Below are 21,766 nucleotides of genomic sequence, written 5' to 3'. Positions count from 1 at the left end.
TTAAAAAAAACATGCAAAAAGTGACGATTAAAATATTTCCGTCACATCGATTTGTGAGTATTGCATATCTATATTTTTGGGGATTTTTACTTCCAAGATGCCATCCTTATAGTTTGCTGTAGCGCCTTTCTTTTTAACAATAGCTGGAAGGGTAATAGTGTTTGTATCCTCATGCTCTGGAATGTGCTCGACAATTAGCTGATTTGAAGTATGATAAAGGCGAAGTTGTTTGATCCAATCTTCATTTTGAATTGGAATTCTAACAAAAACATAATCATGTGTCTCAAAGGATGTGGATTTTAATGCACCTGTGGCAGTCTGCTGCTTTGAGACAGATGTTTGAAAGCCATTGAAAACATCTTGAGGATTCATCATATCTCGCATGTTTGGCATCATTTTTCCTATCAGATCCTGGACATAATTGTTTATCTCCTCTGGTTTCATTTTTTGTATCGATTCTTTCATATCTTTTGTAAAAGGGAACATATTCCAAGGAAACATTTGTATTCAACCTCTCTATATCTAATATTGGTTCGAAATTGGCAGGGAAGGGTTAGCAATTTGATCTTGATCACTAATATCAGGATCAACGAAGCCATTCAAAGAACACGAGCTCGCAGGGGATAAATCACCTAATGCAATATTTATTCCTACCAATTTATGGTTTGCTGTATGGCTGTTTTGGACGGCAGGTCCTAAAGAAATATTTGCATTATTACTAATGGAATTTGTTTTAATATTAAAAACATTTATCTGAAAGGGCATTTTTTTCAGTCCTTTATCTCGAATTACTAAAGGCGTTCGACGGATTTGCGATATCTCCCATATCATTGACGTCTGGATCAATAAATACGTTTTCCATAGCGGCAGTTGGCGGTGCTAAATCACCGAAGGATGCATTTTGACCTTGAGATTTTGAGTTGGCCGTATGAGCATTATGAAGGGATTCCCCGATGTTGACAGATCCGTTGTTAGATACGCTGTTAATTTTCAGGCTGAAAATGTTGATTACAGTCTGCATCCTGTCACATCCTTTAATCATTTACCTCATACTATGCAATTAAATGCCTATCCGTTATTAATTCTTATCAATACTGTAAAATGACTTAGAATCCAATGGTTGGGAATAAATTATTTGCATATCTCAACGAATCTTTTTAACATATAGTAAAGGGAGAAATAAAAAAATGAGAGGTAATAAATTGTGAATAGGAAAACGGCTTTGATTACAGGTGGAGCTACAGGTATTGGCAAAAAAACCGCAATACAGCTTGCAGAAAATGGGTATCAGCTTGTGATCAACTATCGAAATAGTGAATCAGAAGCGGTTTTCTTAGCAAAGCATTTGAATGATTGTTTTGGAACGAAAAATATCACCGTTCAAGGGGATGTGGCTCAGGAGGAAGATTGTATCCGAATTGTAAAAGAGACCTTCAGGACCTTTTCAAGTGTGGATGTTTTAGTTCATAATGCCGGACCTTACATACATGAAAGAAAAAAGTTAACTGACTACTCATTTGAGGAATGGAATTATTTAATCCAAGGGAATTTATCGGCAGTTTTTTATTTGTCAAAGTTGATCATTCCTGGGATGCGAAAACAAAACTGGGGCAGAATTATTACACTGGGATATGACAGGGCTGAAACAGCTCCAGGATGGATTTATCGTTCTGCCTTTGCAGCAGCAAAGACTGGACTCGCTTCACTAACCCGAACCATTGCAATGGAAGAAGCACAACATGGGATAACGGCTAATATGGTCTGTCCTGGCGATATAACAAATGAGTGGAAGGAAAAGAATATTGATGCGTCTATCGCAGCAAGACACGAAAATCATTCATTTGGGAGGCAGGGGACAGGGGAGGACATTGCGCGAGTAATCGCCTTTCTTACAGACGAGAAATCAGACTTTATTACAGGGAGTATTATTCCGATAACAGGCGGAGCAGATGTACTTGGGAAAGCATTGAAAATTTAGTTTATAAAGTGGCATGAAGGCCATCGACCTTTCATAGATTGTAGGGACAAGCAATTTTGAAGGGGGATAAATAAATGGCTTATCAAGGGTCTAAAGGATGGTACGTAAAACAATTAAAAAATATCGGGATTACAAAACACCCCATTGAACACAAAAAATTAGAGCTCTATAAAACATTTATTGTTAGAAAATTATACATGGAAAAAGTGGTAAACAAGTAATCGTTTCATAATTTTTCTAACTATTTGATTAACAGGAATGAAATCTGTTCCTTTTGTGGATAATAGAAAGTAATCATCTATGAAAGGAGCAAAGAAAATGAGTTTTAACATGAATAGAATCAATCCAAATCAAACCCAAGTTTTTTTTCATGATGGCCGTTTTGAAACATTAACAAACGAGGAATTAGAAGATTTTTTGCTCCAAATGGGTCTTAGTGATGTAAATGAAACCATTGAACAAAATGTTTTGGAATAACTCGAATTATTATTAAAAATAATAAAAAAAAGCAATCGGCCTGGGGCTGATTGCTTTTTTACGCTTCCAATAATTTAGAAGAATCTATTTGAAGTGAGCCATTTCGTAACAGATGGAAAGTGTATAGGTCTTTTGGAATCTCGTATAAATCATAAACTTCACCATTTGCGTTTAATTGCTGATAGATAGAAATTCTCGTTTCATTTGCTTTAACGACATATGGAAGCTTTTCAGCAGCTTTGATAGAGCGGATATTAACTTTACGAATCCGCATAAATACTGTTTCTATCCCAGCTTCGTAAAATAGCTCTTGAAAAAAGGCATCTTTTGCAGGGCTGTTATACCCTTTACCATGATACGGTTTTCCAAGCCACGTTCCTAGAAATCCTGCATTATCTTCAATATCAAACAAATTAATCGTACCGATTGGGGTACCCCATTCATCGAGAATCGTCCGTGAAATTAATTCACCGCGCTCTTCTGCTTCAATGGTTTGTTTTGTTATAAATAAGAATTCATCATAAGAATCAGCTTTATGACGTACAAAAGGGAAGACATCAGGATGCGTCATTATTTCGTACAATGTGTGGCTGTCATGAAGATCACGTTTCTTCAGCATGAAATATCCCTCCATTCGGGCATACCGATCCCATGTCAAAAGAAGCGGCCCACCCTCGAAATTTTTTAGCCGATAGGAAAGTAAAAATTTCCTATCAGGCATAAGTGCAATTACGCCTCTGTCTTTGCAATCTTAGGGTCGACAGTCAGCGAGTTTGCTTTATAAAGTTGCTAAAAAATTTCGGGGTGGGAATCGAACCCACTAGAACCAGAAAAACTGGTGGCGCACCATTTGCCTTCCCTATATCATTTTTTTGTTAACGAATTATGTTTAAACCCCCAAAATTTTCAGGTCTAAAATAGTTTTACTTAGAGTATGATACAAGAAAAAACGAAAAAAATAAATAGTTTTTTTGTTGGATTTTCGATAATATTTTTTGCCAAATTTCAACAAAATTCTACGCTTCGCTGTAGACGATTTCGCCGCCAATCATAGTCCATTTAGGCTTTGCTAAGTAATGGAATGGATGGTGGCTCCAGAGCACTAAATCAGCATCTTTTCCTTCTTCAATACTTCCAACCTTTTGGTCTATTTTTAAATTTCTAGCAGGTAGAATGGTAATTCCTTCAAGAGCTTTTTGCTCCGGTAATCCTTCGCGAACAGCTAAACTTGCACAAATATTTAAATATTGAATAGGCGTATATGGATGATCTGTCGTTATCGACACTTCGACACCATGATTTGTCAGTTCCTCATATGTTTTCCATGTCTTATTTTTTAATTCGACTTTGGATCTTCTGGTCAGTGTCGGGCCAACGGAAACTTTTAAATCAATACCAGTTAACTCACTGGCAATTAAATGCCCTTCAGTGCAATGCTCAATCCGTAAATCCAGATTAAACTCTTCTGCAAACCTTAGTGCAGTTATTATATCATCTGCACGGTGTGCATGGATTCTTACCGGAATTTCTCTTTTTAGGGCCATCACAATCGGAGCAATTCTAAGTTCTTCAGGGTTATCAGCATGAATGGCCTGGTAAAAGGCTTCCCTAAGCATTCCCATAATCCCCATCCTTGTAATTGAATTACTATTACCATTGCTGTGGATTCTCTTTGGATTTTCTCCTAATGCTATTTTTAATCCGGCAATATCGTGGACAATCATTTTTTTTATATTCTTTCCAGTAGTTTTGATAACAGAAGTGGTTCCTCCAATCACATTAGCACTTCCTGGCATAATGTGAACGGTGGTTATACCGCTTTTTATTGCGTCAGTGAAGGCCGGATCCAATGGATAAACCCCGTCGATGGCTCGAATGTGCGGTGTGAGTGCTTCTGCTGTTTCATTGGCATCATTCCCTGCCCAGCCAGTACCTTCATCATATAAACCTAAATGGGTATGAACATCAATAAAGCCAGGAAATAGATATAATCCCCAGCAATCGATAATTTTAACGCTTAAATCGGTCGTGAGATTCCTTCCTATTTTTTTTATTTTTCCATTTTCGATAAGTACATCGGCATTTTTCATCGGATTGAAAGTAACAGGATAAATAAAAGCATTTTTTAAAAGTATTTTCGTCATGATAAAACCTTTCTAAATGATGTTAATAATATTTTATCTATTTTAACAACATATGTGCTAAAGGAAAAGGTGGAAATCTGTTTGATTTCTAATTATTTCGTGGATTTTTTTGTAATTTATGAAACTTTTTAGGGGACAATACGTAAATAATATGGTAAGGAAAAAATTTTTTTCCAATGGGGGAAATGAAAATGATAAAAAATGAAGAAAGGTTAATGGCAGCTGGTATCTATGTGTTAGGCTTGTTTTTTCCAATAATAGCTCCACTAATTATTTGGTTATTAAAGAAGGATGAGTCATCTTTTATAGATTATCATGGGAAAGAATATTTTAATTTCTGTATTTCTTATCTTGTTTATTCAATTGTAGCATCGATTTTAATCCTTTTAATCGTTGGAATTTTTCTATTGTGGGCACTTGGGATTGCAGCACTTATTTTTAGTATTATCGCAGCCGTTAGAGCATACGAGGGTAAAGAATATCAATTCCCATGGATTTTTAGGTTAATTAAATAAATAACCATTTTGGAACCCGGCAAAAATATTTGTCGGGTTTTTGAACGCTTTTTCAGTTTAAACGTCATATGATTGAATAACAATACAAAGGGGGAAACTGCATGGATACTTTAGTAAGATATTTACCAATTATCGCGCCAATTCTTATTATCCAGCTTATATTATTAATTGTTTCAATCATTGATCTCGTCAAAATAGAGAAAACGAATGGTCCTAAGTGGTTATGGGCACTGATTATTCTATTCATTAATATTATTGGGCCAATCCTTTATTTTGTCATTGGAAGGAGAAGTAACTGATGTCCCTCATTCAAATAAAAGGTTTAAAAAAGAGTTTTCAAGGGACGGAAGTGATAAAAGGAATTGATTTTACATTAGAAAAAGGAAAATGTATTGCTTTATTAGGTCCGAATGGTGCAGGAAAAACAACCACCCTTAGAATGCTCTCCGGACTAATGAATCCGACGAGTGGAAGGATAATTTTTACCGATGCGAAAAAAGGTGAGGATATTCGCGAATTAATCGGTTACCTGCCACAATTTCCTGTGTTTTACGAATGGATGTCGGGTATTGAATTTTTAACATATGTTGGAAGTTTAGCAGGATTAACAAGAAAGGAAGCTAAAGAACGATCACTGGAACTACTGCAGCTTGTTGGAATTTTAGAGGCAAAAAATAGGAAGGTTGGTAAATTTTCCGGTGGGATGAAACAAAGGTTAGGGATTGCCCAAGCCCTTATACATCGCCCTCAGCTAATAATGCTCGATGAGCCCGTATCTTCCTTGGATCCATTTGGCAGAAGGGAAGTTTTAGATCTTCTTGAAGGGTTAAAGAAAGAAACAACAATCCTTTTCTCAACACATATTTTAAGTGATGCTGAGGAAGTATGTGACGAAATTCTGTTTCTACATAACGGGGAAATTGTTGAATCAGGTACACTGACTGATCTCCGTGAACGGCACCAGCAAGCCAAAATTGATTTGTACTTTAGAGGAAAATCCGATGACTATATTTCATTCTTATCATCCCATGTGTTAACACATTCTTTAAGGAATGAAGGAAATCGGATTAGTATTTTTGTTAAGGATATAGCCGCGGCAAGACAGTCATTCTTAATGTGGATTTCCGAACAAAACTTGCCGCTTGAGAAATTTGAAATTAGCAGTATGACCCTTGAAGATGTGTTTATGAAGGTGGTGGGGAAATGAACCAATGGATGACATTACTGCAAAAAGAGATAGTAGAAATGTGGAGAAATTTTAAATGGATTTGGGTGCCGATTACCTTTATTTTAATTGGTGTTCAGCAGCCAATTATAACATATTACATGCCACAAATACTCGATTTAGCTGGAGGATTGCCTGAAGGAGCGGTTATCAATATCCCAACACCAACAGCTGGAGAAGTGTTGATTCAAGGACTTGGACAATATACTACTCTTGGTGTATTAATTATTGTCCTTTCAACGATGGGTATAATAGCTGCGGAAAGAAAAAGCGGTGTGGCCGCGATGATTTTAGTGAAACCTGTATCCTATCGTTCCTTTGTAACCGCCAAATGGGCGGGGGCTCTATTGTTAATGTGGTTTTCCTTCTTAATCGGCTATCTTACGACTTGGTATTATACAGGTGTTTTATTTGAATGGATTCCGGTTGAGGACTTTTTCCAATCGTTCTTTTTTTATGGTTTATGGCTTACCGTAATCTTAACGATTACCTTGTTTTTTAGTGCGTCACTTTTAGTACCCGGATTAGCTGGCTTTATTTCATTAGCGGTTGTTATGATTGTTAGTCTAGTAAGCAATACACTATCTAATCTGCTTGAATGGAGCCCGTCACAGTTAACTAGCTATGCAAGTAAAATACTTTTAGAAAAGGGTATTCCGGATGATACTCTGCCGGCTAGTTTAATAGCCGCGTGCTGTATAGTAATTTTACTATCTTTAAGTGTGATAATTTTTAAGAAAAAAGAGCTAGCGTCATAAAAATCATGCTTCCATTGAGCGAAGTCCACTAGTCTATGGGTACTGGTGTTAGAAAGTTATCAAAGTTCAACGAAATAAATACTGATCCTCAGAAAGTCTTTTCGTTTTGCAAATTTTGGATGGTATTTTATAATGATTATTATGAAATTTTGCAAAGGTTTAGATAGAAGGGACGAGGCAGTGTGAAAGATCATGTCGGTTTAGTATTGGAAGGCGGCGGAATGCGCGGTGTTTATACTGCAGGGATCCTTGAATATTTTTTAGAACAAGACTTAAATTTTACGTATGTAATTGGTGTATCGGCAGGTGCTTGTAATGCTGCCTCCTATTTGTCGAAGCAAAAAGGTAGAAATAAAACTGTCACCATTGAATATGCATCTGACCCAAGATACATATCATGGAAAAATTATTTTAAAAATCGGCAGTTTTTTGGAATGGACTTTATTTTTGATGAAATTCCCAATAAGCATGTTCCATACCATTATGACGTGTTCTATAATAATCCTTCAGAATTTGTCGTCGGGACGACAGATTGTGTGACTGGAGAGCCCGTTTATTTTAAAAAGCAAGATTATGAGAAGGATATTCTAACCATTCTACGTGCATCCAGCTCATTGCCGTTTATTGCTCCGGAAATCCGTTTTAAAGATAAGATTTTACTTGATGGAGGTATAAGTGATCCAATTCCAATCAAAAAAGCCCAAAAAGATGGTTTTAAGAAAAACATTGTTATTTTAACAAGGAATGAAGGATATGTGAAAAAACCTTCAAAATTTCATTTTCTTGCTAGCCGGAAATATCCGGAATACAAAGGTTTGCAGCATTCACTAAGGAAACGATACCAAATTTATAATGAAACGGTTTCATACTTGGAAGACGAAGAAAAAGCCGGAAATGTTCTTATTATTCGACCTACACAGCCATTAAAGGTCGGAAGAATGGAAAGAAACCCAGAAAGGTTGGAAGAACTTTATAATCAAGGCTACAAGGATGCAAAAAATTCAATGACGTCTATCCTAAATTATATCAATGCTTAAGAGAAGAGCTTATTTTGCATCTTCTCTTTTCTTTTGAACTAAGAAAACTTCTATCATTTTTTTGATTACTAGTAAATAGACTGATAGTAGAGGAATTGATAAGGAGTTTTATGGATGAAAATAAATGAATATTACCGGGACACAGCTAATTTAAACTTAAATGGTAGTATTGCAGCATTATGTCCGACAATCATGATTATTGTGATCAATTTTTCTATCATTAAGCATAGGGAAATCATGTTATATACCATTCCTTTTCTAATGTATAGCTTGATTAGCTTTCAACTCTACCTTTTTAGAATGAGACAATCAATAGCGATTAGCAAAAATATCGTTAAATCAGAGGTGATCAATCAGTCTTTATTTGAAGCACGGCATCTTTTGGTGATGTATATGAATACTCAATCATCACGGTTGCATCTATATTTTTCGGACGGTCATTTGGCAGGTGTTATAAAAAAATTTCGTGAAAAGAGCTGGAAACCATTAAGGCTTTCAAAAACATATGCTCTTTACAATTTTGATAATGAAGTACTTGGATTCTTTAAAGTAAAAGGTAGAAAATCGATTATGATTGAAGTATACAATCGTAATAACAATCTTTTGGGCAGACTTGAAAAAAAGAATCTAGGCTGGCGGAAATCGCAAAAGGAATTGTTCGATGGTTTCGGAAGGTACGTTGGTGCTATAGAAGGATCTTCAGTCTTTATGGATGAGAAAATATTGGATCAATGTCATCAGCATGTAGGACGGCTTCGCAGGGGATGGATGCCGTTGGAGTGGAATCAACTGTTTCCAGAACCAAATACGCCTGTACTATCCTTCAGAGAGATTTTATCTGAAGAGGACAAGCTCCTCCGAATGTCATTTCTCATTAACGAATATTTTATCGAAAGATAGTGATCTGTTTAGTTTCCCTCAATACTAATGTTTGATATGATGATAAGTAAAACAATATTGTGGGGGTTTTACTGTGCAAATCGACTTAATTAAAGGTCATGGTTCAGGAAATGATTTTCTGATTATTGATGAATTAAAGAAGGATTATTCTTTTTCTGACAGCGATCGAGCAGATCTTGCCCGGTTGTTATGTAATCGGGATTCTGATTTAGGTGCGGACGGGATTCTTTTTGTAATGAAGAGCGATCATGCCAATGGAAGAATGCGTGTATTTAATGCTGACGGGTCAGAGGCTTCAATGTGTGGAAATGGACTTCGCCTTGTGGCGAGATATGTTTGTGAAGATCAAGGATTAAATAAAGCAGTAATTGAAACAATGAAAGCAAATCTCCAAATTAGTAAGCAGCAAGATCTCTTCCAAGATGTCCATACTTATCAAGTGGAAATTTCCCCAGTACTATTTGAATTAAAGGCGTTACCATTAAATTTAAATAAACCAACACTATTCAATGAAAGAATTGCAGAACTGTCAGAAGAATTAAGGTTTACCGCGCTAGCGGTGCCAAACCCGCATTTAATTGCGATGGTAGAAACCGATCAGCTTCAAATCGATCTTCAACAACGACTTAGTGAAAAAGTAAATAGACCTAATAAGTTATTCCCGGACGGCGTAAATGTAAGTTTTGTTAAACAACTAAAGGCTGGTTCTATCTACGTTAGAACCTATGAACGTGGTGTTGGTTTTACAAATGCCTGTGGTACAGCTATGTCAGCTTCTTCTCTTGTTACTTGTCTAACAGGACTTAATGAATTTGAAAAGATTATTGATGTTTATAATAATGGCGGCAGAGTTCAATGCGTTGTACATAGATGTGAGGGGACATACTCAATTGATCTTATTGGAAATGCTACCTATCTTTACAAAGCTTCAATCATGGTAAGCCTTGATGAGCGTTCATTTAGACTAGAATCTAGAAACGATTTTACCGAACAGCAAACATATGAACGGCTTCAGTCAGAGGCACAGCAATTAATTGAAAATGCGATAAAAGGATAAGGCGTGCCTTATCCTTTTTTACCTTTCTTTAAAATTTCTAGAACAGGTCCAAACTGTTGGACTTGTTTTGTTTGAAAATAATTCCTAAATGGATCACCTTGGCCGCGAATTCGTTTAAGGACATTTTCCATATTAAACGAAACGGGGTCCAATTTTTCATCCACCTCATCCCAATAAAGCGGAGTTGCAACACCAGCGTATTCATTTCCCCGCATTGAGTAAGGGGCAACAATAGTTTTTCCTTCACTGTGTTGGACGTAATCAACGTATAACTTGTTCCCGCGATTTTTTTTCATTCGTTCAATCGTGTAAGATTCAGGATCCTTGGATATTAAATACTCCGCAATAAAGCTAGTAAAAAGTCTTGTATCATCATAAGAATAACTATTTTCCTGTAGAGGTATATATATTTGCAAACCTTTATTGCCGGAAGTTTTTATGAACCCGATTAAATTTAATTGGTCAAGGACTTCTTTTATTAAAAGTGCAGCGTTAATCGCCAATGGGAATGCATCCCTAGAGGGAGGGTCTAAGTCAAAAACTATCTCGCTTGGTCCTTTGCTGTTAATGGTTTGAAAGGGAAGATGGAACTCAATCGCCAGTTGATTTCCCAGCCAAATAAGTGTTTTCAAATTATTGCAAATAATAAAGTCGATCCCGTCGGCTAGATGTGTCTGAACGAATTCCGGTGCATAATCTGGACAGTTTTTTTGATAAAATGCTTCACCGAACATTCCATGTGGATAACGAATGACGGTTAACAAACGATTCGTTAAAAAAGGCAGCATATAGGGAGAAATTTCTCGTAAGTACAAAATATAATCCGATTTTTGGATCGGAATATTTTTCCATAATGGTTTATCAGGATGGGTAATAGCCAAATCAGTGGGCAGGTTTTTCTGTGCAAACATGAAGCGGTCATATGAACATTCTGCTGGCTCCAAATCAAAACGGAAGCGGTCAAAATGGGGTTCCCGCAGCTGATTATCATATAGCTCTAAATATTTAATTTCGAGGCAAATTGCAGGATTAACATAAATAAAATGGGCATCCTCACTCACCATATTTTGTTTAATTGTTTGCTTAAGTGCATTCTTTTCTTCAGGGTTAAATCCAAATAGAACCTGACCAATTGGATAAATATCCTTCTTTTTATAAACCCCAACGTAAAAATAGCCATTCGTTTTCTCATAGGAAATGATAAAGCAACTGACATGTTTCCAATTTTTATACTTTAACCATTGTAATGACCGTTTACCTTCCTCCCAAAAACTATTTTTAGCTTTAGCAATAATGCCTTCACCATCATATAAAACCACTTTTTCCCATATGTTTGTAAAATCCTTCTCGGCTGTTATATATTGAACCAGTTGGTTATCATAAGGGCTAGGAACCAAATTAAATCTAATGGTTTGAAATAATTTGTGCAGTTCGGTTTTTCGTTTATGAAATGCGAGAGAATGGAGCGGTTTCCCTTTTACCATCAATAAATCAAAAACCATCAGACGGCATGGTGAGCGTGTTGCCAGCTCAATTATTTTTTTTTCAGATTTTAACCGGCCTCTCACCTGGATGGAGGAGAAATTAGCTTTGTATGTGTTTTCAAGGGATACAAGCTCTCCATCTAGTTGCAACGGCAAAAAGGGTTTGAATTGTTTTTCATGTTTTAATAAAAAAGCTCTTATCTCAGGAAACTGTGGAAAAAGCTCTTTTCCGTTTCTGCTTGTTAACGTGATTCCTTTGGAATTCCACTCCAATATGGCCCTAAATCCATCATATTTAACCTCGTACAACCAATCGGGCCGGACCGGCAAATCAAAGGTTAAACTTGGCAGCATTGGCTTCATTATTAATATTCCTTCCTTTTTTCTTTATTTTGCTTCATGGAAGACGAGTTCATCCTTTTCCATTTGTTTTGAGGAATGTACTTGAATGAGGAGAGACAAAATAAAAACAAAAAGAATGGAGAAATTCCTATGCATACGATGTGGAAAGGAAGTATTAGTTTCGGACTTGTTAATATCCCTATCAAGCTCCACACTGCTACAGAAGACAAAGATATTAAACTCCGGACCTTACATAACAAGTGTAATGCGCCAATTAAGTATGAAAAAATTTGTTCTGTTTGTGAAGAAGAAGTAAAACCAGAAGATATCGTGAAGGCGTACGAATATACAAAGGGAAAATTTGTTGTCCTTGATCATGAAGATTTAGAAAAGCTGCGAAAGGAAAATGAAGAAAAGGCAGTAGAGATCATTGATTTTGTAAAAATAGAAGAAATCGATCCGATTTACTTTGATCGAAGCTATTATATGTCTCCTAATGAAGGAGGCGGAAAAGCTTATTCGCTGTTACGCAGGGCGTTACAGGATTCACAGAAGGTTGGCATAGCCAAAATTATCATCCGTTCAAAGGAACAAATGGCTGTCATCCGTGTGTATGAAAATACATTGGTAATGGAAACCATTCACTATCCTGACGAGGTTCGTAAAGCTGGAGATGTCCCAAATGTCCCTTCCGAGGACAAGGTAACAAAAAAAGAATTAGATACGGCAATCTTGCTTATCGATCAATTAACCTCAGTTTTCGAGCCTGAAAAATATACGGATGAATACCGGACCGCACTCCTTGAACTCATCGAATCGAAACGTAGCGGAAAAGAAATAGTGACAGCCGAGACGAAGGAGATTGCATCTAATGTCACTGATTTAATGGCTGCTTTGCAGGCATCGATTGATCGTACTAAACCCAAAAAAGCAGCACCAAGAAAAAAGGGAGCACCAAAAATAAAAAAGGAAGCATAAAAAGCTCATTGCCGATTCGAATTGCGCTTGAATCGGTTTTTCCTTGTCGTCCCTGTTCTTTCATTTATGTTTTAATCATAATTTAAACAAGGACATGATAAAAATAATGGAGGATAGGAAATGGCTTATAATGTACTCATGATAGCGGACCCAGGTATCGATGATTCGTTTGCAATTATGTTTGCATTACTTAATCCGAAAATAAATTTAGTTGGTATTGTCAGTGGTTATGGAAATACACCAAAAGAGCAATCGATAAAAAATACAGCTTATTTGTTATATTTAGCAAATAGGCAGGATATTCCAATTATTGCAGGCGCTGCTGGTCCACTTTCAGGCGAACCAATCCTATATTATCCAGAAATTCATGGTAAGGAAGGTTTAGGTCCACTTAAGCCGCCGGATACATTAAAAAATGTTAATGTTTATGATATAAACAAAATTATAGAAATTGTTAAACAATATAGAGGGGATTTGGTGATAGTTTCTGTTGGGAGATTAACAGAGTTAGCATTGATGTTTATCCTATATGGGAATAATACCTTAAAGGATGTAACAGCTTTTTTTATCATGGGCGGGGCATTTTTGGTGCCCGGGAATATTACAGCCGAAGCGGAGGCGAACTTCTTTGTAGACCCTATTGCAGCAAATACCGTAATGGAAAAAGCACATAATATTTATTTACATCCATTAAATATTACGAATAAAGCCATCATTACACCTGAAATCATAAACTATCTTAGTGAAAACAGCCCAACCCCATTTAAACCGTTATTAAAACCAGCTTTCGATTATTATTATATGGCTTATCAAAAAAATGTGCCTGGAATTAAAGGTGCACCACTTCATGATGTTGTTCCGCTAATGGCTTTAACCAATCCTGATCTAGTTAAATATATACCACGCCGTGTTAGGGTAGAGGAATTTGGCAATTCAAAAGGAAAAAGTATTGCTGATTTTCGTCCAAAGCCCGATAAAGAGCGACCAGAAAGTATAGATTATATTGGCATGGAAGCGGATATACAAAAATTTATCGTTAATTTTATGGAAATCTTTATGCAAGGGGAATGTCACATATAATGCAAAATATTCTCAGTATTTCCAAGTTATTAAAATTAAATTGACTAAATTAGAAAATTACGATAAGATAAAGTTATGCTTTAATGTTCGTTATATTTATATGATTTAGTAGTCGTTAAATAAAAGGTGATGCATAGATGAAGGCATCACCTTTTTCTATATAATGATTGCCAGATTAGGAGAATCAGAACTTATAAACATAGTGTTCAAAAACAGTCATATCTAATTAAAGGGAGTGATCGTTTTGGCGTTTGGAAGAAAAAATGATGAAGAAATCAAATTAGAAGAGACTAAAATTTGGGTCTGTAATTCAGAAAATTGTAAGTGCTGGGTTCGTGATAATTTTAAAAGCAGTGAAGTTCCTCATTGTCCCATTTGCAAAAGTGAAATGAGTCAAACAACAAAAGAACTTCAAGTTATTCATAATCATAGTAAAAATTTTATGTAGTGAAACATAAAAGCAGGGAGAATCCAGCTCCCTGCTTTTTCGTTATACTTCTCTATGTTGCCGGCAATAAGAAAGAACTAGTTCTTCCTCGTCCTCTTCAAGGGAAAAGTCTAGAACCTTCTCACTTCCCCGTTCATAAAAATAATAACTGGAAATTTTGTCAAGGTCATTATCGCTGACAAAAATCACTTTTAAGCCAACGCCTTTCTCGGAATAAAGTTCATCCTCTACTTCAACATCAATTTCCAAAAAAAATTCATAACGGTCACCTGATAATAAACCAAATGGGTCTTCTAGTTTTTCAACTTCGTGGCCAGTAATATTCAAGTGGATCATCCTTTGCTGTTTATTAGGCTAATCAGAATTTATTACCATAAATTCTGAACGCATAAGCGTAACTACGCCTCTGTCTTCACCCTAACGGGCTCGTCAATCTGCGAGTTTTCTTTAACCTTCTTATTATACACATTTTTTCTAAAAGAGAGAAAAAATCATTGCTTCATACTCATCCTAAGGATTTTGAATTTAATGTGAATAATTGAACAAACTGATTTCAACTTTGGCAGATTGAGGTAAGATAATAATAGAAAAATATACACTTACAGAAAGGGAAAGTCAGTAGAAAATACCACATAAATATGTGAAAAAAATCACAAATAAAGAGGTGAGAGGAATAACTACTATAACTGAATCTTTACATAATCAATTACAGCTGTTTTTTTTATCAAGGAAAAAATTTTATCAGCTGTTGCATCTATTATTTTTGCCACCAAATAATAAGGTTTTGGAAGAAATTCGGAATAGTGCTAATTTCCATGGTTTAGAAGAGGTTCATGAGGGGGGGAAGATCCTTCAGCACTTTTTTGGACAATTAACAAATGAACAAATCAATAAGGAGAAAGAAGAATATCAACGTCTATTCATAGGACCAGGACCATTAGCGGCACCACCGTGGGAATCTTATTATAGGAGCAAGGAGAAGCTCCTTTTTGAGGAGTGGACGTATCAAATCAGAGAGCAATATCATCAATTCGGTCTTCAATTTATAAAAGAAAATAAAGAACCAGATGACCACTTATTACTTGAATTGGAATTTATGATCTTTCTTGCGGATAAAAGCATGCAAGAAGTAAGGCCTGAAAGAATCTTAGAATTAATCGTAAGCCAAGTTAACTTTATTGAAAAACATTTAACCATTTGGATTCCGTTTTTTTGCGCAAAAGTAATTGAGAATACCAAAAGTAAATTATATTTGGGGGCAGCGATGCTGCTCGAGGACTTTTTAAGCTTTGATTTAAAATCTTTATTGGAGTTAGGGGAGGCACTAACTGATGTCTGAAAAGAACCATTTAAAGAACTTATTAACTAATAAAATGCAGCGGCGAACCTTTTTAAAATGGTCGGGAGCGATTGGAATTCCTGTTATAGCTGGAGGAATTGGCACTAAGATGCTTGTTGACCGTAAAGAAGAACCAAAGGTATTGAATGCAAAAGAAAAGGAAAAAATCATTTCAACCTGCAGCATTAATAATTGTGGGGGACGCTGTGTAATCAAAGCGCATGTGAAAGATGGGGTTGTTGTCAGGGTCAGTACAGATACACAGGAAACTGGTGACTTATCTACACCGCCACTAAGAGCGTGTGTCAGAGGCAGAAACTATCGAAGTTTGCTCTATCACTCTGACCGCCTTAAATACCCGATGAAACGAGTAGGAAAACGAGGCGAAGGAAAATTTAAACGAATCTCATGGGAGGAGGCAATCGAAACTATTGCATCTGAAGTAAAACGAATTGGGGATCAATACGGTCCAGAGTCGAGATATGTCAACTATGCTTCAGGACAAAGCTGGGGGTTACATGGGGGTAAAAATGCAGCAAGGAAACTATTATCAGTTACAGGGGGATTTTTAAATTATCGTAATGATTACAGTTCCGGGGCAGGAAATGTAGCTACTCCCTATACGTACGGTACGAATAATTCTGGAAGCAGTTTCGATACTCTCTTACACTCAAAATATATTATTTTGTGGGGGCAAAATCCGTCAGAAATGATTTTTTCGACTCCATACCGCGAATATTTAATGCAGGCTAAGAAAAATGGTGCAAAAATCATTGTAATTGACCCTCGTTATACGGACACTGTAATTGCTTTTGCAGACGAGTGGATTCCTATCTTGCCGACAACGGACAACGCTTTGATGGATGCTATGGGGTATGTGATCATTACAGAGAATTTACATGATCAAGCATTTCTTGATAAATATTGTATTGGATTTGACGGTGACCATATGCCTGATGGGGTTCCAAAGGAAGAGTCATTAAAAAGTTATTTGCTTGGTGAAAAGGATGGGGTAGCAAAAACCCCAGAATGGGCAGAAAAAATTTGTCAAATTCCAGCTGATAAAATTCGTGAACTAGCACGTGAGTATGCTAAAACGAAACCTGCAGCACTTATCCAAGGCTGGTCTGCTCAACGACAGGCATATGGGGAGCAATTCATGCGGGGTGGTGCACAGCTTGCATGTTTAACAGGAAATGTTGGTAAGATTGGCGGCTGGGCAGCAGGAACAGGTTATTGGAGCCGTTCAGAAATAGTTTATCCATTTTCATATGAAAATCCGGTCAAGGCCTCGATACCTTGTTTTCTCTGGACAAAGGCAGTGGAGAATGGGACAGAAATGACAGCAGCAGATGGGTTAGAAGGAACAGAAAAATTATCATCAAATATTAAATTAATTTTTAATATGGCTGGGAACATGCTGATAAATCAGCATTCTGATATCAATAAAACAGTAAAGCTGCTTGAGGATGAAAGCAAAGTAGAATTTATTGTTGTAAGCGATCTCTTTATGACACCGAGTGCCAAATTTGCGGATATTTTATTACCTGGTACAACGTTCTTTGAACGATATGATATTGGTGTCCCATGGTGTTTTGGAGATTATGTTGTATTTGGAGATAAAACAATTGACCCACTTTATGAATGCCGTGATGAATATGATGTGTTTGCTGATGTGGCTGATAAATTAGGATTGAAGGAAAAATTCACAGAGGGAAGGACAACTCTTGACTTAGTTAAGGAAAGTGTAGAAAGGACGAAAAAAGAGCTCGATCCAAGCTTTCCAACCTTTGATGAATTTCGCAGGAAGGGGGTACATCATTTTAAATATGATGCACCACTAGTCGGTTTTAAGGAGCAAATTGATGATCTTGAAAATCACCCGTTTGAAACTCCAACCGGAAAAATCGAATTGTTATCAAAGACCTTATGGGATATGAATAACCACGATGAAATTCCTGCGATAGCGAAATATATTCCTGCATGGGAAGGACCAGAAGATCCATTAAAAGAAAAGTTCCCATTACAGTTAATCAGTTGGCATTATAAGCGGAGATGTCACTCTACCTATGATAATCAGCCATGGCTTGAAGAAGCAGCAAAACAAGAAATGTGGATGAATCCAAAGGATGCAGAAAAACGTAGTATTAACAATGGCGAACGTGTCCAGGTCAATAATGAGCGCGGTTCTCTTTTTATCGATGTAAAAGTAACACCGCGTATTATTCCTGGAGTTGTGGGGATTCCTCAAGGTGCTTGGTACACACCTGATAAAGAAGGGCTAGATCAACGGGGATCAGTAAATGTTCTAACATCACAGCGGCCAACACCACTTGCCAAAGCAAATCCGCAATTAACAAACCTTGTTGAAGTAAAAAAGTTTGAGGAGTGAGAAATTTGGCCCAGTTAGGATTTTATATTAATCAAAGTCTTTGCATCGGTTGTAAAGCCTGCACCGTTTCTTGTAAGGATAAAAATAATCTTGACGTAGGTATAAATTTTCGCAGGGTGTACACCTATGAGGAGGGTACATACGTTCAACAGCCATCAAGCGGGATTGTCCATAATCTTAAAGCTTTTTACTTTTCTATTGCTTGTAATCATTGTACACAGCCGAAATGTATACCAAGCTGCCCGGTAGGGGCAATAAGTAAAAATAAAGAAAATGGTGTAGTTACGATTGATCAAGATGTTTGTCAAGGAACACAATTATGTGTCAAGGCGTGTCCTTACGGGGCGCCACAATATAATAAAAAGGTATTTAAATCTGATAAATGTGATTTTTGTATCGATCTTCAAGAAAAGGGCGAGAACCCTGTGTGCGTTTCAACATGTCCGATGAGTGCGATTGAATTCGGACCAATAAAAAAGCTACGGAAAAAGTATGGAAATGTAAGCCAAATTAAAGGAATGCCAAGCGATTCGATTACACATCCAAACATTGTGATAACACCACATAAGGATGCAAAATTGTCCGGTAGTTAAAAAATTGTAGGTGGTTATATGTCCATGTTTGTCAACTGGCTAGAAAGCTTGCATGTCGATTTGAATATAACGAATAAATGCTCAAGAAAGAGGAATATACGTTCAACCTGCAGTATTTGCTTTGATGGATGTAAATATAATGCTTTAACCATTAATCAACAAAAGTTTGAAATAATTTCAGAGCGATGCACTTCCTGCGGAGATTGCATAATTTCCTGCCCGCTGTCTGCCATTGAAGGAATGAGTGCTTCAAGGGAATTTGAAAACGGGAGTCTGATTTATGATGAAGGCTACACTCCTTCTGTAAAAGAACTGTTGATTTATAAAAAAAGAGGATTACACTCGATAATAATTGCCGGGAATTCACTTAATCCTAAGTGGGAAATAGTTATAAATCAGGCTAACCGTAAACTAAAGTTCCTTGGTCAAAATCCAATTATAGTTTTAAAAGATGTTAATGAGGAGACACTTTCGAGAAGAAATTTTTTTACCTCCATCCAAAAAGAAGGAAAACAATTGGCAAAAAGGTTGGCACCGGTTGAATGGAAAAAAGAAGCGAATGAGTGGAAACTAACAAAATATTATCCAGATTACCAATTTTACACCGTGGAGATTGATCAAAACAAATGTATACTTTGCCAGGCTTGTTTTTCATTTTGCTTGGAAAAAGTATTTAGTATAAGGGATACTATTATACTAATTGAAAATGAAAAGTGTGTAAACTGCAAGGATTGCACGGATATTTGTCCGGAACATGCTATCGAAATAAATCCAGATATTAAGAAAAGAAGTGAAATCCATGCAACTTTTCACATAAAGGAATGTCGGGATTGTGGAAAGTTATTTCATACTTTTCAGCTAGAAACTGAGAAATGCCATATTTGTAAAGACAGGGACCCTGAATGGTTAAGTCCTTATCTATAGGGAAATAAGCAAAAAACGCCAGAAATTCTCTGGCGTTTTTTAAAATAAAAAAACACTAGTAATTGTAGTGTCATTTGAAAGAATATGTATGGAGGAGAAGATGAGATTCGAACTCACGCAACGGTCGCCCGTCCTAGCGCATTTCGAGTGCGCCCCCTTATAACCACTTGGGTACTTCTCCACTTATCCTATTGGAGCGGGTGAGGGGAATCGAACCCCCGCCGTCAGCTTGGGAAGCTGAAATTCTACCATTAAACCACACCCGCAATACTCATAATTAACAAAAATATTATAGCATAATAACCGTCATTTTTGTACAAGAAGTTTTGGTATGACCAAGCTTGAACTTGACACCATCAAGAAAACATTTTTATTGATTTCTTTAAAAACCCTGCAAGATCTATATACGGCAAATTAACAAAGGTGCTGAGCAGGGTTTCTCAGCACCTTTCCTATGTTTCAGCTTTTGGTTTTATCGACATGAAAGCTACAATAGCGGCAATGATACTAAGGCTGCTAAGTAAAATAAAAATCCAATGGTTTGAATGGCTCATTAACACAGCAATAATTGGAGGACCTGCTGCGACTCCGATGAATCTCATTGAACTGTAAATTGAAGTAATGGTGCCGCGTTCTTCCTTTTCAACTCCCTCGGTTATTAAGGCGTCCAAACAAGGGAGTCCTAATCCGATCCCTACTCCACTAATTAAAAACATGAAAATCATATACCATAATTTAATGGAAAACCATAGTGCCCCAATCGAAAGGGCTGCGAGGACAATACCGCTAAACGTTAACCATTTCATCAATACTTTATTCTTCTTAATTACTTTTCCGCTTATAAAAGATGATAAGCATAATGCTCCTAGCGGTAATGATAAAAAGAATCCTTTTTTGATATCTTTAATGCCATATTCTTTTTCGAAAATTTCCGATAAATAAAACAATATGCCAAACAAGACAAGCATAAGGATGCCGCCAATAAAAAAGATGGCATATAGCCAACGACCTTTTTCAGTAAAGGTTTTTTTTACATTCACAAAAAAATCTTTAAATGGAATTGGTTTCTCCGTTGTTTTGGGGCACTTTACCAAAAAAGTCATCATTAAAACTGAAATTGCACAAAATATCGGAAAAGAGAAAAAGGGTAAAAACCAAATGAATCCGGCAAGAAAAGCCCCTAAAATTGGGCTTAAAACTTTCCCGAAAGTATTGGATGTTTCAATTAGTCCTAAACAGCTGCTAACGTCATCATCATTTTTAAACATATCACCGACTAGCGGCATGACAATAGGAGCTGCCCCGGCTGCTCCAACCCCTTGTAGTGCCCTGCCGGATAAAATAAGCCAATAGGCATCATCAAGCTTCCATGCGGCCCATCCAGAAATAAGCCCGCCAATTCCAGCAATAATAAGGCTTGGGATAATGACTTTTTTCCTGCCGATATGATCTGATAAATATCCTGCCACTGGAATTAAAAAAATCGCAACAATGGAATATACGGTAATAATCATGCTTGTTTGAAAGGAGGAGATTGATAATTTTTTTTCCATAGAAGGTAACACAGGTATCAACATTGAATTTCCTAACGTCATGACTAAGGGAATGGAAGACAGCGAGACAATTGCCCACTTTTGCTTAGATACCTCATTCGATCGCTTTTGACCAGCTGCCGATGGTTTCTTTTTGACAGCCCGTGGATTTTGGCCTAATTGTTCAATATGTTCCATGAACTTCTATCCCGCCTTCATTTTTGCTGTCAAGTTGAAGCCGTAATGGCTCTTACGCTTTCTTAATTCATTACTGTTAATATTCGCTTGTTAACTTAAAAATAACAAAGTATAAGGTATCCTTTAAATGGAAGGACGAGAATTAATAACCGACAAATGGAATTGTAAAACTGAATTTGATTAATTTTGAATTTTAAGAAAATAAACACTTGACAATGGTGATCAAGTTTTATAGGATAAAAATTAATAAATTTAATCGTTTTTGGCATTGACGAAGAGTAGTACCTTATACGGATTCTTTAGAGAGCTGATGGTTGGTGCAAATCAGTGTAGACGTTTAAGCGAATGGACTTCAGAGCCACCAA

At 36.6% G+C, this 21,766-nt stretch carries 25 protein-coding genes, 2 tRNA genes and 1 other annotated feature (1 of these 28 cut by a window edge); of the genes, 17 read left to right on the top strand and 10 right to left on the bottom strand.

The features are described 5' to 3' along the window. Positions 1-27 precede the first annotated feature (27 nt). Genes QNH20_RS16310 through QNH20_RS16300 form a run of 3 tightly spaced genes read right to left on the bottom strand, consistent with a single transcriptional unit; the run spans position 28 to position 1,021 of the window. Positions 28-501 (bottom strand): Hsp20/alpha crystallin family protein, encoded by a 474-nt coding sequence (locus QNH20_RS16310; protein WP_283919036.1) that lies wholly within the window; start codon positions 499-501, stop codon positions 28-30. 21 nt (positions 502-522) lie between these two features. Continuing rightward, the gene (locus QNH20_RS16305; protein WP_283919035.1) at positions 523-765 is read right to left on the bottom strand and encodes a spore germination protein; all 243 of its coding nucleotides are present in this window, start codon (positions 763-765) and stop codon (positions 523-525) included. Between the two features lie 13 nt (positions 766-778). Continuing rightward, the gene (locus QNH20_RS16300) at positions 779-1,021 is read right to left on the bottom strand and encodes a spore germination protein (protein WP_283919034.1); all 243 of its coding nucleotides are present in this window, start codon (positions 1,019-1,021) and stop codon (positions 779-781) included. A gap of 183 nt (positions 1,022-1,204) precedes the next feature. On the opposite strand from QNH20_RS16300, the gene QNH20_RS16295 reads away from it, so the two are divergent. From QNH20_RS16295 to QNH20_RS16285, 3 genes are all read left to right on the top strand, one after another. Then, positions 1,205-1,978, top strand: a complete 774-nt coding sequence (locus tag QNH20_RS16295) for an SDR family oxidoreductase (protein ID WP_283919033.1) — start codon at positions 1,205-1,207, stop codon at positions 1,976-1,978. A 74-nt stretch (positions 1,979-2,052) separates the two neighbouring features. Next, positions 2,053-2,199 carry a DUF2639 domain-containing protein gene (locus tag QNH20_RS16290; RefSeq protein WP_283919032.1) on the top strand — a complete coding sequence of 49 codons (147 nt, stop codon included), beginning with the start codon at positions 2,053-2,055 and terminating at the stop codon, positions 2,197-2,199. Positions 2,200-2,296: 97 nt separating this feature from the next. Continuing rightward, on the top strand, positions 2,297-2,455 hold the full coding sequence (locus tag QNH20_RS16285; RefSeq protein ID WP_190284664.1) for a hypothetical protein: 159 nt from the start codon (positions 2,297-2,299) through the stop codon (positions 2,453-2,455). A 58-nt stretch (positions 2,456-2,513) separates the two neighbouring features. Here the strand turns inward: QNH20_RS16285 and QNH20_RS16280 are convergent, their stop codons facing one another. Next, on the bottom strand, positions 2,514-3,074 hold the full coding sequence (locus QNH20_RS16280) for a GNAT family N-acetyltransferase (protein WP_283919031.1): 561 nt from the start codon (positions 3,072-3,074) through the stop codon (positions 2,514-2,516). Between the two features lie 397 nt (positions 3,075-3,471). After that, positions 3,472-4,599: an amidohydrolase gene (locus QNH20_RS16275; RefSeq protein ID WP_283919030.1), complete on the bottom strand. Its 1,128-nt coding sequence runs from the start codon at positions 4,597-4,599 to the stop codon at positions 3,472-3,474. 191 nt (positions 4,600-4,790) lie between these two features. Here QNH20_RS16275 and QNH20_RS16270 point away from each other — a divergent pair, with 191 nt between their 5' ends. The 7 genes from QNH20_RS16270 to dapF all read left to right on the top strand — a co-directional run bounded on the left by QNH20_RS16270 (position 4,791) and on the right by dapF (position 10,091). Then, positions 4,791-5,114 carry a DUF4870 domain-containing protein gene (locus QNH20_RS16270; protein ID WP_283919029.1) on the top strand — a complete coding sequence of 108 codons (324 nt, stop codon included), beginning with the start codon at positions 4,791-4,793 and terminating at the stop codon, positions 5,112-5,114. A gap of 101 nt (positions 5,115-5,215) precedes the next feature. Beyond that, the gene (locus QNH20_RS16265) at positions 5,216-5,413 is read left to right on the top strand and encodes a PLD nuclease N-terminal domain-containing protein (protein WP_283919028.1); all 198 of its coding nucleotides are present in this window, start codon (positions 5,216-5,218) and stop codon (positions 5,411-5,413) included. After that, entirely contained in the window at positions 5,413-6,321 is a 909-nt protein-coding gene (locus QNH20_RS16260; RefSeq protein WP_283919027.1) for an ABC transporter ATP-binding protein, read from the top strand. The genes QNH20_RS16265 and QNH20_RS16260 overlap by 1 nt, the downstream gene beginning before the upstream one ends. Then, positions 6,318-7,097 carry an ABC transporter permease gene (locus QNH20_RS16255; protein WP_283919026.1) on the top strand — a complete coding sequence of 260 codons (780 nt, stop codon included), beginning with the start codon at positions 6,318-6,320 and terminating at the stop codon, positions 7,095-7,097. The genes QNH20_RS16260 and QNH20_RS16255 overlap by 4 nt, the downstream gene beginning before the upstream one ends. A gap of 182 nt (positions 7,098-7,279) precedes the next feature. Then, entirely contained in the window at positions 7,280-8,134 is an 855-nt protein-coding gene (locus tag QNH20_RS16250; RefSeq protein ID WP_283919025.1) for a patatin-like phospholipase family protein, read from the top strand. 114 nt (positions 8,135-8,248) lie between these two features. Further along, positions 8,249-9,034, top strand: a complete 786-nt coding sequence (locus QNH20_RS16245) for a hypothetical protein (protein WP_283919024.1) — start codon at positions 8,249-8,251, stop codon at positions 9,032-9,034. Positions 9,035-9,107: 73 nt separating this feature from the next. Then, the gene (gene dapF, locus QNH20_RS16240) at positions 9,108-10,091 is read left to right on the top strand and encodes a diaminopimelate epimerase (protein ID WP_283919023.1); all 984 of its coding nucleotides are present in this window, start codon (positions 9,108-9,110) and stop codon (positions 10,089-10,091) included. Positions 10,092-10,099: 8 nt separating this feature from the next. Here the strand turns inward: dapF and QNH20_RS16235 are convergent, their stop codons facing one another. Then, positions 10,100-11,938: a DNA ligase D gene (locus QNH20_RS16235; protein ID WP_283919022.1), complete on the bottom strand. Its 1,839-nt coding sequence runs from the start codon at positions 11,936-11,938 to the stop codon at positions 10,100-10,102. Positions 11,939-12,067: 129 nt separating this feature from the next. Here QNH20_RS16235 and ku point away from each other — a divergent pair, with 129 nt between their 5' ends. The 3 genes from ku to QNH20_RS16220 all read left to right on the top strand — a co-directional run bounded on the left by ku (position 12,068) and on the right by QNH20_RS16220 (position 14,423). Beyond that, positions 12,068-12,895, top strand: coding sequence for a non-homologous end joining protein Ku (gene ku / locus QNH20_RS16230; RefSeq protein ID WP_283919021.1), 828 nt, complete (start codon positions 12,068-12,070; stop codon positions 12,893-12,895). A 120-nt stretch (positions 12,896-13,015) separates the two neighbouring features. Next, entirely contained in the window at positions 13,016-13,975 is a 960-nt protein-coding gene (locus QNH20_RS16225; protein WP_283919020.1) for a nucleoside hydrolase, read from the top strand. Between the two features lie 244 nt (positions 13,976-14,219). Next, a complete protein-coding gene (locus QNH20_RS16220) occupies positions 14,220-14,423 on the top strand; it encodes a cold-shock protein (protein ID WP_283919019.1) in 204 nt (67 codons plus the stop codon). Between the two features lie 42 nt (positions 14,424-14,465). Here QNH20_RS16220 and QNH20_RS16215 read toward each other — a convergent pair whose 3' ends face one another. Beyond that, the gene (locus tag QNH20_RS16215; protein WP_283919018.1) at positions 14,466-14,759 is read right to left on the bottom strand and encodes a DUF6509 family protein; all 294 of its coding nucleotides are present in this window, start codon (positions 14,757-14,759) and stop codon (positions 14,466-14,468) included. A gap of 427 nt (positions 14,760-15,186) precedes the next feature. Here QNH20_RS16215 and QNH20_RS16210 point away from each other — a divergent pair, with 427 nt between their 5' ends. From QNH20_RS16210 to QNH20_RS16195, 4 genes are read left to right on the top strand one after another with little or no spacing between them, the layout of a single operon-like run. After that, positions 15,187-15,762 carry a TorD/DmsD family molecular chaperone gene (locus tag QNH20_RS16210; RefSeq protein WP_283919017.1) on the top strand — a complete coding sequence of 192 codons (576 nt, stop codon included), beginning with the start codon at positions 15,187-15,189 and terminating at the stop codon, positions 15,760-15,762. Continuing rightward, positions 15,755-18,154 (top strand): DMSO/selenate family reductase complex A subunit, encoded by a 2,400-nt coding sequence (locus QNH20_RS16205; protein ID WP_283919016.1) that lies wholly within the window; start codon positions 15,755-15,757, stop codon positions 18,152-18,154. Before QNH20_RS16210 ends, QNH20_RS16205 begins: the two co-directional genes overlap by 8 nt. Before the next feature lie 5 nt (positions 18,155-18,159). Further along, a complete protein-coding gene (locus QNH20_RS16200) occupies positions 18,160-18,747 on the top strand; it encodes a DMSO/selenate family reductase complex B subunit (protein ID WP_283919015.1) in 588 nt (195 codons plus the stop codon). Positions 18,748-18,765: 18 nt separating this feature from the next. Beyond that, positions 18,766-19,671 carry a DUF362 domain-containing protein gene (locus QNH20_RS16195; protein WP_283919014.1) on the top strand — a complete coding sequence of 302 codons (906 nt, stop codon included), beginning with the start codon at positions 18,766-18,768 and terminating at the stop codon, positions 19,669-19,671. Positions 19,672-19,760: 89 nt separating this feature from the next. Here QNH20_RS16195 and QNH20_RS16190 read toward each other — a convergent pair. From QNH20_RS16190 to bcbE, 3 genes are all read right to left on the bottom strand, one after another. Beyond that, positions 19,761-19,852 (bottom strand) — tRNA-Ser (locus QNH20_RS16190). A gap of 11 nt (positions 19,853-19,863) precedes the next feature. After that, positions 19,864-19,937, bottom strand: a tRNA-Gly gene (locus QNH20_RS16185). Positions 19,938-20,123: 186 nt separating this feature from the next. After that, a complete protein-coding gene (gene bcbE, locus QNH20_RS16180) occupies positions 20,124-21,401 on the bottom strand; it encodes a bacillibactin exporter BcbE (protein ID WP_283919013.1) in 1,278 nt (425 codons plus the stop codon). A 259-nt stretch (positions 21,402-21,660) separates the two neighbouring features. Then, positions 21,661-21,766 (top strand) — a binding site (T-box leader) (it continues 147 nt past the right edge of the window).

Source organism: Neobacillus sp. WH10 (assembly GCF_030123405.1).
Classification (GTDB): domain Bacteria; phylum Bacillota; class Bacilli; order Bacillales; family Cytobacillaceae; genus Neobacillus.
Note: the sequence above shows the minus strand (reverse complement) of the source record. Positions and strands in the feature narration are given on the sequence as shown.

Bases quoted from the DNA above. Each gene is read 5' to 3' on its own strand.
- QNH20_RS16310 (WP_283919036.1), bottom strand. From the start codon at position 501: ATGTTTCCTTGGAATATGTTCCCTTTTACAAAAGATATGAAAGAATCG.
- QNH20_RS16305 (WP_283919035.1), bottom strand. From the start codon at position 765: ATGCCCTTTCAGATAAATGTTTTTAATATTAAAACAAATTCCATTAGT.
- QNH20_RS16300 (WP_283919034.1), bottom strand. From the start codon at position 1,021: ATGCAGACTGTAATCAACATTTTCAGCCTGAAAATTAACAGCGTATCT.
- QNH20_RS16290 (WP_283919032.1), top strand. From the start codon at position 2,053: ATGGCTTATCAAGGGTCTAAAGGATGGTACGTAAAACAATTAAAAAAT.
- QNH20_RS16285 (WP_190284664.1), top strand. From the start codon at position 2,297: ATGAGTTTTAACATGAATAGAATCAATCCAAATCAAACCCAAGTTTTT.
- QNH20_RS16280 (WP_283919031.1), bottom strand. From the start codon at position 3,074: ATGCTGAAGAAACGTGATCTTCATGACAGCCACACATTGTACGAAATA.
- QNH20_RS16275 (WP_283919030.1), bottom strand. From the start codon at position 4,599: ATGACGAAAATACTTTTAAAAAATGCTTTTATTTATCCTGTTACTTTC.
- QNH20_RS16270 (WP_283919029.1), top strand. From the start codon at position 4,791: ATGATAAAAAATGAAGAAAGGTTAATGGCAGCTGGTATCTATGTGTTA.
- QNH20_RS16265 (WP_283919028.1), top strand. From the start codon at position 5,216: ATGGATACTTTAGTAAGATATTTACCAATTATCGCGCCAATTCTTATT.
- QNH20_RS16260 (WP_283919027.1), top strand. From the start codon at position 5,413: ATGTCCCTCATTCAAATAAAAGGTTTAAAAAAGAGTTTTCAAGGGACG.
- QNH20_RS16255 (WP_283919026.1), top strand. From the start codon at position 6,318: ATGAACCAATGGATGACATTACTGCAAAAAGAGATAGTAGAAATGTGG.
- QNH20_RS16245 (WP_283919024.1), top strand. From the start codon at position 8,249: ATGAAAATAAATGAATATTACCGGGACACAGCTAATTTAAACTTAAAT.
- QNH20_RS16235 (WP_283919022.1), bottom strand. From the start codon at position 11,938: ATGAAGCCAATGCTGCCAAGTTTAACCTTTGATTTGCCGGTCCGGCCC.
- ku (WP_283919021.1), top strand. From the start codon at position 12,068: ATGCATACGATGTGGAAAGGAAGTATTAGTTTCGGACTTGTTAATATC.
- QNH20_RS16225 (WP_283919020.1), top strand. From the start codon at position 13,016: ATGGCTTATAATGTACTCATGATAGCGGACCCAGGTATCGATGATTCG.
- QNH20_RS16215 (WP_283919018.1), bottom strand. From the start codon at position 14,759: ATGATCCACTTGAATATTACTGGCCACGAAGTTGAAAAACTAGAAGAC.
- QNH20_RS16205 (WP_283919016.1), top strand. From the start codon at position 15,755: ATGTCTGAAAAGAACCATTTAAAGAACTTATTAACTAATAAAATGCAG.
- QNH20_RS16195 (WP_283919014.1), top strand. From the start codon at position 18,766: ATGTCCATGTTTGTCAACTGGCTAGAAAGCTTGCATGTCGATTTGAAT.
- bcbE (WP_283919013.1), bottom strand. From the start codon at position 21,401: ATGGAACATATTGAACAATTAGGCCAAAATCCACGGGCTGTCAAAAAG.